The 15179-nt window shown below is 71.8% G+C and carries 10 protein-coding genes; 3 read left to right on the forward strand and 7 right to left on the reverse strand.

Features of this window, described 5'->3' with window-relative positions; genetic code table 11:
- Nucleotides 1-48 precede the first annotated feature (48 nt).
- The 6 genes from ftsH to BLW82_RS12450 all read right to left on the reverse strand — a co-directional run bounded on the left by ftsH (nt 49) and on the right by BLW82_RS12450 (nt 9665).
- Nucleotides 49-1992, reverse strand: a complete 1944-nt coding sequence (gene ftsH, locus BLW82_RS12425; RefSeq protein ID WP_093498847.1) for an ATP-dependent zinc metalloprotease FtsH — start codon at nt 1990-1992, stop codon at nt 49-51.
- A 49-nt stretch (nt 1993-2041) separates the two neighbouring features.
- Nucleotides 2042-3589, reverse strand: coding sequence for a signal recognition particle protein (ffh, locus tag BLW82_RS12430; RefSeq protein ID WP_093498848.1), 1548 nt, complete (start codon nt 3587-3589; stop codon nt 2042-2044).
- A 93-nt stretch (nt 3590-3682) separates the two neighbouring features.
- Nucleotides 3683-6139 (reverse strand): [protein-PII] uridylyltransferase, encoded by a 2457-nt coding sequence (locus tag BLW82_RS12435; RefSeq protein ID WP_093498849.1) that lies wholly within the window; start codon nt 6137-6139, stop codon nt 3683-3685.
- Between the two features lie 35 nt (nt 6140-6174).
- Nucleotides 6175-6513 carry a P-II family nitrogen regulator gene (locus BLW82_RS12440; RefSeq protein WP_093498850.1) on the reverse strand — a complete coding sequence of 113 codons (339 nt, stop codon included), beginning with the start codon at nt 6511-6513 and terminating at the stop codon, nt 6175-6177.
- Entirely contained in the window at nt 6510-7850 is a 1341-nt protein-coding gene (locus BLW82_RS12445) for an ammonium transporter (RefSeq protein WP_093498851.1), read from the reverse strand. Before BLW82_RS12445 ends, BLW82_RS12440 begins: the two co-directional genes overlap by 4 nt.
- 330 nt (nt 7851-8180) lie before the next feature.
- The gene (locus BLW82_RS12450; protein ID WP_093498852.1) at nt 8181-9665 is read right to left on the reverse strand and encodes a transcriptional repressor NsdA; all 1485 of its coding nucleotides are present in this window, start codon (nt 9663-9665) and stop codon (nt 8181-8183) included.
- Nucleotides 9666-10122: 457 nt separating this feature from the next.
- Here BLW82_RS12450 and BLW82_RS12455 point away from each other — a divergent pair, with 457 nt between their 5' ends.
- Nucleotides 10123-10779, forward strand: coding sequence for a bifunctional DNA primase/polymerase (locus BLW82_RS12455; RefSeq protein WP_093498853.1), 657 nt, complete (start codon nt 10123-10125; stop codon nt 10777-10779).
- A 105-nt stretch (nt 10780-10884) separates the two neighbouring features.
- Here BLW82_RS12455 and ftsY read toward each other — a convergent pair whose 3' ends face one another.
- Nucleotides 10885-12087, reverse strand: coding sequence for a signal recognition particle-docking protein FtsY (gene ftsY / locus BLW82_RS12460; protein ID WP_093498854.1), 1203 nt, complete (start codon nt 12085-12087; stop codon nt 10885-10887).
- A gap of 128 nt (nt 12088-12215) precedes the next feature.
- On the opposite strand from ftsY, the gene BLW82_RS12465 reads away from it, so the two are divergent.
- Together BLW82_RS12465 and BLW82_RS12470 are read left to right on the forward strand one after the other, a co-directional pair.
- Nucleotides 12216-13688, forward strand: a complete 1473-nt coding sequence (locus BLW82_RS12465) for a cytosine permease (RefSeq protein ID WP_093498855.1) — start codon at nt 12216-12218, stop codon at nt 13686-13688.
- Nucleotides 13689-13748: 60 nt separating this feature from the next.
- Nucleotides 13749-14720 carry an LLM class flavin-dependent oxidoreductase gene (locus tag BLW82_RS12470; protein ID WP_093498856.1) on the forward strand — a complete coding sequence of 324 codons (972 nt, stop codon included), beginning with the start codon at nt 13749-13751 and terminating at the stop codon, nt 14718-14720.
- Nucleotides 14721-15179: the final 459 nt, after the last annotated feature.

Consider the following 15179-nt stretch of genomic DNA (forward strand, 5'->3'; position numbering starts at 1 on the left):
ACCCCCAGCGCCTCTCAGGGGGCGCCGGAAGCCGGGGCGCTCACAGGGTCAGACCTCGTCCAGGTCCTTGGTCAGGCGCGTGATGCCCGCGATGCGGTAGGCGTCGGCCTCCTCCAGGGTCTCGTTCTCCAGGAGGGCCTGGGCCAGGGCGTCCAGCCGGCCGCGGTGGTCCCGGAGTTTGCGGCGGGCCTCCTCGTAGCACTCGTCGACGATGCGGCGCATCTCGGTGTCGATGACGTCGAGGGTCTGCGGCGCCGCGGCGAGGCCGTAGGCCTGCTGGGCGTCGCTGGGGAGGGCGGAGAGCCGGCCGACCTCCTCGCTCATGCCCCAGCGGGAGACCATGCCGCGCGCGATGCTCGTGACCTGCTCCAGGTCGCTCTCCGAGCCGGTGGTGATCACGCCGTAGACGACCTGCTCGGCCGCCATGCCGCCGAGGGCGCCGATGATGCGGCCGCGCAGGTACTCCTCGGTGTACGCGTACTTGTCGGCGTCCGGCGTGGAGAGCGTGACGCCGAGGGCGCGGCCGCGCGGCACGATGGTGATCTTGCGGACCGGGTCGGCGCCGGGCTGGAGCATGCCGAGCAGGGCGTGGCCGCTCTCGTGGTAGGCGGTCCTGCGGCGCTCCTCCTCGGGCATCACCAGCGGGCGTTCGGCGCCGAGCTGGACCTTCTCCAAGGCCTCGGAGAGGTCGGACTGGGTGACCTTGTCCTGTTTGCGCTTGACGGCGAGCAGGGCGGCCTCGTTGGCGAGGTTGGCCAGTTCGGCGCCGGTCATGCCCGGGGTGGCGCGGGCGACCTGGGCGAGGTCGACGCCCTCGGCGAGCGGGATCTGGCGGGTGTGGATCTGCAGGATCGCCTCGCGGCCGGTGCGGTCCGGGGGCGAGACCTGGACGACCCGGTCGAAGCGGCCGGGGCGGGTGAGCGCGGGGTCGAGGATGTCGGCGCGGTTGGTGGCGGCGATGACGATGACGCCCTCGGAGCCGGAGAAGCCGTCCATCTCGGTGAGGATCTGGTTGAGCGTCTGCTCGCGCTCGTCGTGGCCGCCCATGGAGGCGCCGCCGCCGCGGGCCCGGCCGATGGTGTCGATCTCGTCGATGAAGATGATGGACGGGGCGACCTTGCGGGCCTCGGCGAACAGCTCACGCACGCGGGAGGCGCCGACGCCGACGATCATCTCGATGAACTCGGAGGCGGAGGCCGAGAAGAACGGCACGCCCGCCTCGCCGGCGACGGCCCGCGCGAGCAGCGTCTTGCCCGTGCCGGGCGGGCCGGCTAGGAGCACGCCCCGCGGCATCTTGGCGCCCATCCTGCGATAGGCGTCGGGGTTCTTGAGGAAGTCGACGACGTCGTTGAGCTCTCCCTCGACCTCGTCGATGCCCGCCACGTCCTCGAAGGTGGTCCGCTGCTGACCGGGCTCCAGTTCGACCGGCTTGGGCGGCGCCTTGCGGCCCAGCATGCCGCCCGCGCCGCCGAGGCCCGCACTCATCCGGCGGGCGATGAAGACCCATACCGCGACGAGGATGACGATCGGCGCCAGGGAGATCAGCAGATTGGCGAGAAAGCTTCGGTGCTGGACGACCGGTTCCGCGGTGACCATCACGTTGTGCTTGGTCAGGCTGGTCCAGAGGTCGTCCCCGGCGAAGGAGGGCCGCTCGGTGTTGAACTTGGTGTAGGTCCCGCCGCCCTCGGAGTTCTTCTGCTCCTTCTTGAGCTGGCCCTGGATCGAGTCGCCCTTGGCGTAGATCTTCTCGACGTTGCCCGCGTTCACCTGTTTGCTGAACTCGGTGTACGAGATCGTCGGCTCGTTCTCCTGGTCGAAGTACGACAGCACCAGGTTGGCCAGCAGGTACACGACCAACGCGGTGACGATCAGCCGCCACCAGCCGCCGTGCATCCGCCGCCCGCCGTTCGGCGGCCTGGGCGGCTCCTCCGGAGCGCCCTCGGTACGCCAGGGCTGGTCGGGTGACTTGCGCGGCGGGGCGGGGTTGGTCATATGCGGACGGTACGACAACGACCAACCCCTGGCACACGCACAGGTGAACTCAGCCCATGAACTTCTTGAACTCGTCCGGCAGCTCGAAGTCCTGGGCGCCCTGCTGCGGGAGTCCGAAGGCGCCGCCCTGCGCGGCGGCCTCGCGGCGCTGGGCCTCCTCCAGCTCCTGCTGCTTGCGCTTCATCGGGTTGCCGGAGCGCTGCTTGCCCTTGGCCTGCTTCGCCTGCTTCTTCTGCCGGCCGGGGCCGCCGCCCATGCCCGGGATCCCCGGCATGCCCGGCATCCCGCCGCCCTGGGCCATGCGGGACATCATCTTGCGGGCCTCGAAGAACCGCTCGACCAGGTTCTTCACCGCGCTGACCTCGACACCGGAACCCTTGGCGATACGGGCGCGGCGCGAGCCGTTGATGATCGTCGGTTCCTGGCGCTCGGCCGGGGTCATCGACTTGATGATCGCGGCGGTGCGGTCGACGTCCCGCTCGTCGAGGTTCTGGATCTGGTCCTTGATCTGGCCCATGCCGGGCAGCATCCCGAGGAGCTTCGAGATGGAGCCCATCTTCCTGACCTGTTCCATCTGGGCCAGGAAGTCGTCCAGGGTAAAGTCCTGGCCCTTCTTGGACGCCAGCTTGGAGGCCATCTTCTGGGCCTCTTCCTGGCTGAACGTCTTCTCCGCCTGCTCGATGAGGGTGAGCAGGTCACCCATGTCGAGGATGCGGGAGGCCATGCGGTCCGGGTGGAAGGCGTCGAAGTCGTCGAGCTTCTCGCCGTTCGACGCGAACATGATCGGCTTGCCGGTGACCTGGCGGATGGAGAGCGCGGCACCACCGCGGGCGTCGCCGTCGAGCTTGGAGAGCACGACACCGTCGAAGCCGACGCCGTCACGGAAGGCCTCCGCTGTGGTGACGGCGTCCTGGCCGATCATGGCGTCGACGACGAAGAGGATCTCGTCGGGCGAGACGGCGTCCCGGATGTCGGCCGCCTGCTGCATCAGCTCCTGGTCGATGCCGAGCCGGCCGGCGGTGTCCACGATCACGATGTCGTGGACCTTGGACTTCGCGAAGTCGATGGAGTCCTTGGCGACCTTCACCGGGTCGCCCACGCCGTTGCCCGGCTCGGGCGCGTACACGGCGACACCGGCGCGCTCGGCGACCACGCTCAGCTGGTTGACGGCGTTGGGGCGCTGCAGGTCCGCGGCGACGAGCAGCGGGGAGTGGCCCTGCTCCTTGAGCCAGCGGCCGAGCTTGCCCGCGAGGGTGGTCTTACCGGCACCCTGGAGACCGGCGAGCATGATCACGGTGGGCGGCTGCTTGGCGAACCGCAGCCGGCGGGTCTCGCCGCCCAGGATCGTGACCAGCTCGTCGTTGACGATCTTCAGGACCTGCTGGGCGGGGTTGAGCGCCTTGGAGACCTCGGCGCCGAGCGAGCGCTCCTTGACGTTCTTGATGAACGTGCGGACGACCGGAAGGGCCACGTCGGCTTCGAGGAGCGCGATGCGGATCTCCCGGGCCGTGGCGTCGATGTCCGCTTCGCTCAGACGCCCTTTGCCGCGCAGATTCTTGAAGGTCGCTGAAAGGCGGTCGGAGAGAGTGTCGAACACGGCGGCGTCGGTCCTCGGAGTCGGGGGCAGTGAGCGTCTTCCAGGGTATCCGGCCGCGCAAGGAAGTGGTCCCCGCCTTGCACAGCCGTGTGGTCAGCCCCTCAGCGTCTCCTCCAGCTTGCGCGCCACGGACGCCGCCTCCTCCGCGGGCAGCGGCGCGTGGTCGGTGCCGGTCACGTAGAAGGCGTCGACGGCGTTGGAGCCGAGCGTGCTGACGTGCGCGCTGCGCACCCGCACCTCGGCGTCCTCCAGCGCCCGCCCGATCCGGAACAGCAGGCCCGGTGCGTCCTGGGCCCGTACCTCGAACACGGTGGCGTGCCGGGAGGCCGCGGAGGCCACCGTGACGCGCGGCGGCGGGGCCACCCAGCCCCGGCGCCGCGGGTAGGCGGCGTCCCGCTCCGCGAGGCGCCCGGCGATGTCCAGGGAGCCGTCCAGCGCCCGTACGAGGTCGGCCCGCAGGCGGGCGGCCTGCGGCAGGGAGCCGTACTCGGCCGCGACCCGCCAGTTCAGCAGCAGCACCGCGCCGTCGTCGACGTCGTCCGGGAGCCGGACGGCGCGCAGCTCGGCGGTGCGGACCGTCAGGCGGTGCACGGCCAGCACACCGGAGACGGCCGGGAGCACGCCCGGCTGGTCGGGTACGGCGATGAGCAGCTCGACGCCGAGCGGTTCGGGGTCGCCGGCCTGCTCCTCGTCGGCGGCGGCCGGCTCGGTCTGGGCGCGCAGGGCGAGGACCGGGGCGCCGGTGCGGAAGGCCTCGATGGCCAGCCGCTCCTGCTCGGCCGTGGGCGCGCCCGGCTCGGGCTCGTCGGCGGTGTCCCCGGCGAGGACCGCCGAGACCCGCTTCACCAGGTCGGCGACGAGGGAGCCGCGCCAGGAGGACCAGGCCGCCGGGCCGGTGGCCAGCGCGTCGGCCTCGGTGAGGGCGTGCAGCAGCTCCAGGGTGCCCTGGGTGCCGACCGCGTCGGCGACCAGGCGGACCGTGGCCGGGTCGTCCAGGTCGCGCCGGGTGGCGGTCTCGATGAGCAGCAGGTGGTGGCGGACGAGCGTGGACAGGACCGCCACGTCGGCGCGGTCGAAGCCGATCCGGGCCGCCACGTCCTTGACGATGATCTCGCCGGCCACCGAGTGGTCGCCGGGCCAGCCCTTGCCGATGTCGTGCAGCAGGGCGGCGACCAGCAGCAGGTCGGGGCGGTGCACGCGGCGGGTGAACTCGGAGGCGCGGACGGCGGTCTCGATGAGGTGCCGGTCGACGGTCCAGACGTGCACGGCGTTGCGCTGCGGGCGGCACCGGACCCGCTCCCAGTCGGGCAGCAGGCGGGTGATCAGGCCCTCGGCCTCCAGCGCCTCCCAGACGTCGACGGTGGGGCGGCCGGAGCCGAGCAGGGTGACCAGCTGCTCACGGGCCTCGGCGGGCCACGGCGTGGGCAGGGGGCGCGCGGTGGCGGCCATGCGCCGTACGGCGTGCAGGGAGAGCGGGAGGCCGGCCTGGGCGGCGGCGGCCGCGGCGCGCAGCGGGAGCACGGGGTCGCGTTCGGGGCGGGCGGCGCGGGCGAGCACCACCTCGCCGTCCTGCTCCACCACGCCCTCGGCGAGCGGGGAGCGCTCGGTGACGGGCTTGCCGCCGCCCAGCATGGCACGCAGCCGCGGCCGGACCGCGCGCGAGCGCAGCACCCGCCCCACCTCACGCCAGGTGACGTCACTGGCGTACGAGATGACGCGCGCGGACTCGTAGACCTGGCGCAGCAGGGTGTCGGCGTCGAGGAGGTCGAGTTCCGCGGCGACCTCGTCCTGCTCCTGGAGCGCGAGGCGGTCGGTGGCGCGGCCCGTGGTCAGGTGCAGGGCGTCGCGGACGTCGAGGAGGCGCCTGCGGGCGTCGGTGAGGCCCTCGCGCGGGGCGTCGGCCAGCCAGGAGGCGGCGACGGCGCGCAGGGCGGTGGCGTCCCGGAGGCCGCCGCGGGCCTCCTTGAGGTCGGGTTCCAGGAGGTACTGGAGCTCGCCCTGGCGTTCGGCCCGCTCGACGCAGAGTTCCTGGAGTTCGGGGAGGCGTTTGGGTGCCTGGTTGCGCCAGTCGGCGAGGATCGCGGTGCGCAGTCCTGAGGTGAGACCGAGGTCGCCGGCGATGTGGCGGGCGTCGAGGAGGCCGAGCTGGACCTTGAGGTCCTCGCCGGCCGTCCGGCGGGCCTCGGCAGGGGTGCGCACGGAGTGGTCGAGGGCCAGGCCCAGGTCCCAGACGGGGTACCAGAGCCGGTCGGCGACGGCGGCCACCGCGCCGGAGTCGGCGCCGTCGTGCAGCAGCAGGAGGTCCAGGTCGCTGCGCGGGGAGAGTTCGGCGCGGCCGTAGCCGCCGACCGCGACCAGGGAGACGCCGCCCCTGATGCCCTCGGTGGCCGCCGCGAACAGCCCGGTCAGCCATTCGTCGGTCAGCTCGGCGAGGGCGGTACGGCGCGGCGGCCCGGACCGCGCCCCCTCGGTGAGGAGGCGCAGCCGGGCCGCCGCATAGCCGCTGGGTCCCGCGTTCTCCGCGTCGTTCCGCACTTCCGTACCCGTCACCCAGCGACTCCTGCCTGTATTCAGATGGTTCTGTTCTACAGTGCGTCCGGTCCGCGCTCGCCGGTGCGGACCCGTACGGCGGTCTCGACCGGGAGCGACCAGACCTTGCCGTCACCGATCTTGCCGGTGCGGGCGGCCTTGACGATGACGTCGATCAACTGCTCGGCGTCCTCGTCCTCGGCCAGCACCTCGATGCGGATCTTGGGCACCAGGTCGACCGTGTACTCGGCACCACGGTAGACCTCGGTGTGGCCGCGCTGCCGACCGTAGCCGCTGGCCTCGGTGACCGTGAGGCCGTGGACGCCGAAGGCCTGGAGGGCCTCCTTGATCTCGTCGAGCCGGTGGGGCTTCACCACGGCGGTGATGAGCTTCATGCGTCCACCTTCTTGCTCGTCCCGGCCAGGGCCGGAGCGGAGACGGAGCCGATGACACCGCCGCCGGTGCCGCTGAAGTCGTATGCAGTCTCGGCGTGCTCGGCCTGGTCGATGCCGGAGACCTCCTCGTCCTCGGTGACCCGCATGCCGAGGGTCTTGTCGAGGAGGAAGGCGAGGACCGCGGAGGCGACCAGGGAGTAGCCGAGGACCGCGCCGACACCGGCGAACTGCTTCCACAGCTGGGTGAAGGAGTGGTCGCCGTAGAAGACGCCGGTCGCGGCGGACTGGCCCTTGCCGGTGGCGAAGAAGCCGATGAGCAGGGAGCCGATGATGCCGCCGACCATGTGGACGCCGACCACGTCGAGGGAGTCGTCGTAGCCGAACTTGAACTTCAGGCCGACGGCCGCGGCGCAGGCGACACCGGCGATGGCGCCGACGGCGATCGCGCCGAGCGGGGAGACCGCACCGCCGGACGGGGTGATGGCGACCAGACCGGCGACCGCGCCGGAGGCGGCGCCCAGGGTGGTGAACGCGCCGTGCCGGATCTTCTCGTAGGCGAGCCAGGCGAGCATGGCGGCGGCGGTGGCGACCTGTGTGTTGACGAACATCAGCGCGCCGACGCCGTCGTCGTTGCCGAGCCAGGAGCCGGCGTTGAAGCCGAACCAGCCGAACCACAGCAGACCGGCGCCGAGCATGACCAGCGGGAGGCTGTGCGGGCGCATCGGGTCCTTCTTGAAGCCCACGCGCTTGCCGATGACCAGGATGACGCCGAGGGCGCCGGCACCGGCGTTGATGTGGACCGCGGTACCACCGGCGAAGTCGATCACGCCGAGCTTGTAGGCCCAGCCGTCGGCGCCCCAGACCCAGTGGGCGACCGGGACGTAGACGACCGTGAGCCACAGGGCGACGAAGAGCGCCCAGGCCGAGAACTTGACGCGGTCGGCGATGGCACCGCTTATCAGGGCCGGCGTGATGACCGCGAACATCATCTGGAAGACCATGAACACGAAGACCGGGATCGTGTAGCCGGGCCACAGCTCCGTCAGCCCGACGTTGCTCATGCCCAGCCAGTGGGAGTCGTAGCCGATGAAGCCGTTGCTGGAGCCGAAGGCCAGGGAGAAGCCGTAGAGCACCCACAGGATGGTGACGATCCCGATGCTGACGAAGCTCATCATCAGCATGTTCAGGGTGCTCTTGACGCGGACCATGCCGCCGTAGAAGAAGGCGAGGCCCGGCGTCATGAGCAGCACCAGGGCGGAGCAGATGAGCATGAAGCCTGTGTTCGCGGAGGACAGCTTGGGTGCCTCCGCGGCAAGCGTGATGGCGGCTGGTGCCATCGGCGTCTCCTCGTCGGTTGTACGGCCCCGTGCGGGTCGGAGCGTGAGCGGTCCGGTGATGCGGGGGGTGGGCCGGTTATGCGCCATGAGATTGGCGCAGCGCGGTTTCGGTCGTTGCCCCTCGTTGTTTCGCCGGAGTGACGAAGACGCCTGGCGTGTTACGGGTGGATGAATTGCGAGATGTCGCGCTGCGGGATCGTTATCGTGGCGCAACCTTCTCTCGGAGGAAAGAACCGGCCGCGGTCGGCCGTCCGATGACCTGGCATGGGGGAGCCGAGTCGGGCAGTTCGGGAGGGCCGGCCGCGGCCGGGGTCTGGGAAGCTCCGGGGTTCAGACCGCCTCGGCGGTCTCCGGGAGGTCGACGGCGAGCTGTTCGGTGAGGTCGACGACGGCCGCGAGGCCGCCGTAGTCGCGGACGGCCGTGTCGACCGTCTTTCGAATACGAGTGTTGACGCGCTCGGAGCGCACCTTCTTGGCGATGCCCAGCGCCTCGGAGGCCAGAACCGTGCTCTGCTCGGGCTCGCCGCGCAGCAGGTGCACGGTGGCCATGCCGATGAGGTTGAGCGCGTACGACCGCTGGTGCTCGCCGTCCTTGGCGAACAGCTCGACGGCCCGGCGCATCAGCGGCTCGGCCAGTGAGGCGTAGGTGGGGCTGCGGCCAGCGACGTAGGCCAGGTCGCGGAAGGAGTGGCTGTTCTCGCCGTAGAGCTCGGCCTCGGAGAAGAAGCGGATCCAGTCCGGGTCCGGCTCGTCCCACTCGTCGGCCTCGGCGAAGGTGTCCTCGGCCATCCGGACGGCCCGCTTGCACTTGCCGGGCTGGCCCATGTTGGCGTAGGCGCGGGCCTCCATCGCATACAGCATCGACTGGGTGCGCGGGCTCGCGCAGTCCCGACTGCCGTACTGGGCGAGGTGGATGAGCTCCAGGGCGTCGTCGGGCCGGCCGAGGTGGATCATCTGGCGGCTCATGCTGGAGAGGATGTACGAGCCGAGCGGCTTGTCACCGGCCTCCTTGGCCGCGTGCAGGGCGAGCACGAAGTACTTCTGGGCGGTGGGCTGGAGACCGACGTCGTACGACATCCACCCGGCCAGTTCGGCGAGTTCGGCCGCGACCTTGAAGAGCTTGCGGGCGGTGGCCTCGGGCTGGGGTTCCTGGAGGAGGTCGGTGACCTCGTGCAGCTGTCCGACGACCGCCTTGCGGCGCAGGCCGCCGCCGCACTGGGCGTCCCACTGGCGGAACATCTCCGTGGTGGACTCCAGGAGGGCCAGCTCGGGCCGGGAGATGCGGCCGGGTCGGCGGGGGTCGGCGGACGGCTCGGGGGTCTGCTGCGGGCCGCCCGGCGAAGGGACCAGCCAGCGCTGCATGGGCTCGATGAGGGACGGGCCCGCAGACAGCACCAGCGAGGTTCCGAGGAAGCCGCGCCGCGCCAGCATCAGGTCGCTGCGCGAGAACTCGCTGAGCAGGGCCACCGTCTGCGGGCCCGTCCAGGGCAGGTCGACGCCGGTCGTGGAGGGTGACTGGCGGGCGGCCCGCAGCCCGAGGTCCTCGACCGAGACGACGCAGCCGAACCGCTCGGAGAACAGCTCGGAGAGGATCCGGGGGATCGGCTCGCGCGGGTTCTCCCCGTCGAGCCAGCGGCGCACCCTGGACGTGTCCGTCGAGATGTGGTTGGCGCCCAACTGGCGTGCTCTGCGGTTCACTTGCCGCGCCAGCTCGCCCTTCGACCAGCCACTGCGCACGAACCACGAGTTGAGCAGCTCGTTGGGGCGCTTGTCGGTGCTGGCCGCGGTCGCCCCGCTTCCGCCGTTGCCGCCCACTGGAACGCCCCCATCCCTGAGACCACTTGATGCCGGATGCGCCAAGCCCTATCAGAATGCCGGTAAATACGGCTGCCCGTCCGGTAGTTCTCACCCTTCGAACGGGATGCCGAGTTGCCTCCGGCATACCCACGAGTGCAAGTGCCCCCAGGCCTCGTGCACTCAAAGTAATCCTACGATCACTGCTCCAGCCACGGGGATCCCGGAAACGCCACCATTCGCCACCCCTTCGAATGAACTCACGATGCCCTTGGCGCGATTCACTTGACATAGGACGGCCGGGAGTAGGCGGAGCGGTGCACTCGGGGGCGCATGTCCCCAGGCGCACCACCCGGGGAGCTTCAGGGCGCTGCCATGACCTTGCGGGCCGCAGGGAAGGCGGAGCCGTAGCGTCACGTTCCGTTTCCGTCTCGTTCCGTGTCGTAACCACCGGCGCGCCGGACCCGTTGGAGGGGGCATGGGCTTCACGATCGGCGGCATTCGCGAGATCCGCTCCGGCACACGCCGACGCGGTCGTTCATCGGACTGCACCGCCGTCGCCGAGTTCACCGGCCTGTGGGGCTGGGACGTGGTGCCCGGCGCCCGGGCCGCGGCCGGGGCCTGCTCCTGCGGGCAGGCCGGCTGCCCCGCGCCGGGAGCGCATCCGCTGGACTTCGCGCCCCAGGTGCCCGCGGGTGCCACGCTCGACGAGGTCACCAAGGCCTGGGGCGAGTTCCCGGGCGCGGCGGTGATGCTGCCGGTCGGCCGCGCGTTCGACGTGATCGAGGTGGCCGAAGCCGCAGGGCGGCGCGCCCTGGTCCGCCTGGAGCGCATGGGCCTCCCGGTCGGCCCGGTCACCACCACCCCGGACGGCCGCGCCCACTTCCTCGTCGCCCCCGGCGCCACCGCCGAACTCCCCGCGCTGCTCTACCGCATGGGCTGGGACGACCCGACCTCCCTGGACCTGCGCGGCCTCGGCACGGGCACGTACATCACCGCCCCGCCCTCCGACCGGGGCGGCCTGGGCCCCGTGCGCTGGCTGCGCCCGCCGGCCCTGGACTCGGCGACCAGGCCCCCGGCGGCGAGGCTGCTGCTCGGCACGCTGGCCTACGTCGCGCACCGGTCCCGGGCGTGACCGCACAGGTCCGGCTCGTACGCCGAAGCGCCCGCCCCCCGGCTGAAGCTCGGGGATCGGGCGCTTCTCCGCGATCTCGGGGCGGGCGACTTCACCCACCTGGCGTCAGTCACCGATAAGGGCATCCACGAACGCCTCCGGCTCGAACGGCGCGAGGTCGTCCGCGCCCTCGCCCAGGCCGATGAGCTTGACCGGGACGCCCAGCTCGCGCTGGACCGCGATCACGATGCCGCCCTTGGCGGTGCCGTCCAGCTTGGTGAGGACGATGCCGGTGATGTCGACGACCTCGGCGAAGACCCGGGCCTGGACGAGTCCGTTCTGCCCGGTGGTGGCGTCGAGGACGAGCAGCACCTCGTCCAGCGGAGCGTGCTTCTCCACGACCCGCTTGACCTTGCCCAGCTCGTCCATGAGGCCGGTCTTGGTGTGCAGCCGCCCGGCGGTGTCGATGAGCACCACGTCGACGCCCATCTCCTTGCCCTCCTTCACCGCGTCGAAGGCGACGGAGGCGGGGTCACCGGCCTCCGGGCCGCGCACGGTGTGGGCGCCGACGCGCTCGCCCCAGGTCTGGAGCTGGTCGGCGGCGGCGGCCCGGAAGGTGTCGGCGGCGCCGAGCACGACCGTACGGCCGTCGGCGACCAGGACGCGGGCGAGCTTGCCGGTGGTGGTGGTCTTGCCGGTGCCGTTGACGCCGACGACCATCACGATGCCCGGCTTGCGGTCGGCGGGCTCGGTCTTCACCTCGCGATCGGCGTCGGTGCCGACCAGCTTGAGCAGCTCCTCGCGGAGCAGGCCGCGCAGCTCCCCGGGGGTGCGGGTGCCGAGCACCTTCACGCGCTCGCGCAGCCGGTCGACCAGCTCGGTGGTGGGCTGCACGCCGACGTCGGCGGTGAGCAGGGTGTCCTCGATCTCCTCCCACGTCTCCTCGTCGAGGTGCTCGCGCGACAGCAGCGTGAGCAGCCCCTTGCCGAGGGCGTTCTGCGACCGGGAGAGCCGGGCGCGCAGCCGGACCAGCCGGCCGGCCGCGGGCTCGGGGATCTCGATCTCGGGCGCTTCGACCGCGGGGGGCTCTTCGACGGCGACGGGAGCCGAGCCGTCGGGAAGGTCGACCTCCTCTATCGTCCGGCGCGGTTCGTCGCGCGGCGTCTCGGCCTCGTCGCCGACGTGCGGCTCGGCCGGGGGTGCGGTGATGTCGGGCGCGGCGGGGGGCGGCGGGGGCAGCGACTTCTTGCGCCGGCTGCCGATGACGAGCCCGCCGAGCGCACCGAGCACGACTACGGCGATGACTACAGCAAGGATGACGGTTTCCATAACCCGACCAGTATCCATCCCTCCCCCGCGGCCGACTTTGCTCCCTCGCGCGGGAGTTTCCGGACGATCCCCCGAAGACGGATGTCCCTTTTGTTGGTATTAGTCGGGCTAACGTACGATGGCTGCCTATGAGCACCACCGCCCACCACGCTGGCGCGCTCGAACATCTCGAACAGTCGCTGGAGCACCACGGCCTCGAAACCCGGGGCATCGAGCCGGTCCCGGACTCCGAGCGCACCGGCACACCCCGTGGTCTGCTCCCCACCTGGATCGCCGCCAACATCACCGTCCTGCTGGTGACCGTGGGCGCGAGCCTGGCGGTGTCGTTCGGGCTGAACTTCTGGCAGTCCCTGGCGGTGGGCATCGCGGCGCCGATCGTGTCGTACGGCCTGGTCGGGACCATCGGCATCGCGGGCAAGCGCGGCGGGGCACCGGGCATGGCGCTCTCCCGGGCGGTCTTCGGGCAGCGCGGCAACCTGCTCCCGGGCGCGGTGATCTGGGTGGCGCGCTGGGGCTGGGAGACGATCAACGCGGTGACCGGCGCCTACGCGCTGCTGACCGTCCTCGACATCCTGTTCGGGATCAGGCGCAACACGGCCCTGGTCGTCGTCACGCTCGTCCTCTTCGTGATCGCCACGTTCGCCATCTCGGGCATGGGCATCAGGGCGTTGCGGTACTGCAACCGGTGGGCGAGCCGGCTGTTCGGCGCCTTCTCACTGCTGGTCCTCGGCCGGCTGATCGCGACGACGGACTGGGGCAGGGTGTTCGGACAGCCCGCCGGTTCCGCGGCCGCGATGGTCACCGGGGCCGGGCTGATCGCGGCGGGCGGGATGAGCTGGGCGCCGACCGCCCCGGACTTCACGCGGTATCTGCCGGGTACGGCGTCCTCGGCGGCGATCGTACGCAACACGGTCGGTGGTGCCGGGATCGTCGTACTCCCCCTGGTCCTGGTGGGGGCGGTGACGGCGTCCGCCGCCCCGGCCCTCGCCGCCTCGGCCGACCCGGTCTCCTTCCTCGGCGAGATCCTGCCCCGCTGGCTGTCGGTCCCCTACCTCCTCGTCGCCCTGGTCGGGATGCTGCTGATCAACGCGATGTCGATGTACTCGGCGGGTTTCACCGCCCAGACGCTCGGCTTCCGGATCCCCCGCCCGTGGGCGGTCGCCGTCAACGCGGTCATCTCGCTGGCCCTCGGGGCCGTCCTGATGCTGGCGGCGACCTCGTTCACGGCCTCCTTCATCGCCTTCCTGGCACTGCTCGCGGTGGCGTTCTCGGCGTGGGTGGGGGTCTTCGGGGTCGACATGCTGCGCCGCCGGGAGTACGACGCCGCGGCCCTCGTCGACACCTCGCACACCAGCGCCTACTGGTACCGGGCGGGCTTCTCCCCCGCCGCCGTCGCGGCCTGGTCGCTCGGTCTGGCGGCGGGCCTGCTCTTCACCACGTGCGAGTGGTTCACCGGCCCGCTCGCCGCGAACAACCCCGTCGGCCGGTACGGCCTCGGCTGGGTCGCGACGATCACCGTCTCGGGCCTGCTGTACGCGGTGCTGCCGAAGCCGGCGGTGGTACCGGCGGCGGCCGGGAAGCCCGCACCCCTGGCCGTCTGACGCACCGTCAGCTACTGTCCCCGCACACCCTCCGGCCAGCCAAGGTGAAGGGGAACTCCCATGCCCGTCTCGGTCGTCCGCTTCAACCTCGTGGAGCCCGGCGCCTCCCCGGCCGCGCTGGGTGCCCGGTACCGAGCGGCCCTCGACATGGCCGCGTACGCCGACGAGCACGGGGTCACCACCGTGCAGACCGAGGAGCACCACGGCGTCGACAACAACTGGCTGCCGTCGCCGTTCGCCTTCGCGGGCGCGGTGTTCGGGGCGACCCGGACCATCGCGGTGACCGTGTCGGCGGTGATCGGCCCGCTGCACGACCCGCTGCGGCTCGCCGAGGACATCGCGGTCCTCGACCTGCTCAGCGGGGGCCGGCTGGTGACGGTGGCCGGGATCGGCTACCGGCCCGAGGAGTACGCGCTGTTCGACGTGGACTGGAAGCGGCGCGGGCGGCTGCAGGACGAGCTGCTCGAGACGCTGCTGAAGGCGTGGACCGGCGAGGAGTTCGAGTACCGGGGCCGTACGGTACGGGTCACGCCCCGCCCGCTCACCGACCCCCACCCCCTGCTCCTGGTCGGCGGCTCCTCCAGGGCCGCCGCCCGCCGGGCCGCCCGCCTCGGCCTGCCGTTCTTCCCCAGCGCGCACCTGCCGGAGCTGGAGGCGTACTACAAGGAGCGGCTCACCGAGTACGGCACGGAGGGCTGGACGATGATGCCCACGGCCGAGACCCCGCTGCTGCACATCGCCGAGGACCCGGACCGGGCGTGGACCGACTACGGCGAGCACTTCCTGCACGAGGCCCGGACGTACGCGTCCTGGCAGTCCGGCGACATCCACTCGGCGGTGCGGTCCGCCGCGAGCACGGTCGCCGAACTTCGCGCGGAGGGCGTCTACCGCATCCTCACCCCGGACGAGTGCGTGACGGCAGGACTGGACAACCTGGTCCTGCACCCGCTGGCGGGCGGGATGCCGGTGGACGAGGGCTGGCGGAGCCTACGACTGTTCGCCGAGACCGTCCTCCCGGCGCTGCCGGCGTAACGGAGCGAGCCGTGCCGGCGGGTGGGCCGCGCAAGGATTCGGCACCGCCGGGCAGCGGCGCCGTGGCTGATCGCCGTTGCGGCGGAGGGAAGTGGTACCGCGGGGGCGCGGCGGAGGGCGGTGGTGCGGCGGAGTTGCCCGCACGATGTGTCACCGCCGGAGCGGACGGCGTCGCCGGACGGTGCCGTCGTGGCCGGTCGTCGTTGCGGTGGACAGAAGTGGTCGGGGAGTAGACCGTGCGGATTCATGCCGCGCGATGCTCGTCGACCGGCCCTGGGTCTTGCGGTACTGGAGTCCGTCGCTCCCTTTTCTCCGCCGCAACGGCGACCAACCACGACGCCGCTGCCCGGCGGTGCCGGTCGCTCCCGCGTCTGCGGTCCCCGGGGCGCTGGGAACGGGGCGAGGTGCGGCGCAAACCGCCGCCCCGCCCGGGCAGTGACCGGGCGGGGCGGCGGGGGA

This window comes from Streptomyces sp. Ag109_O5-10 (assembly GCF_900105755.1).
Taxonomy (GTDB): Bacteria; Actinomycetota; Actinomycetes; order Streptomycetales; family Streptomycetaceae; genus Streptomyces.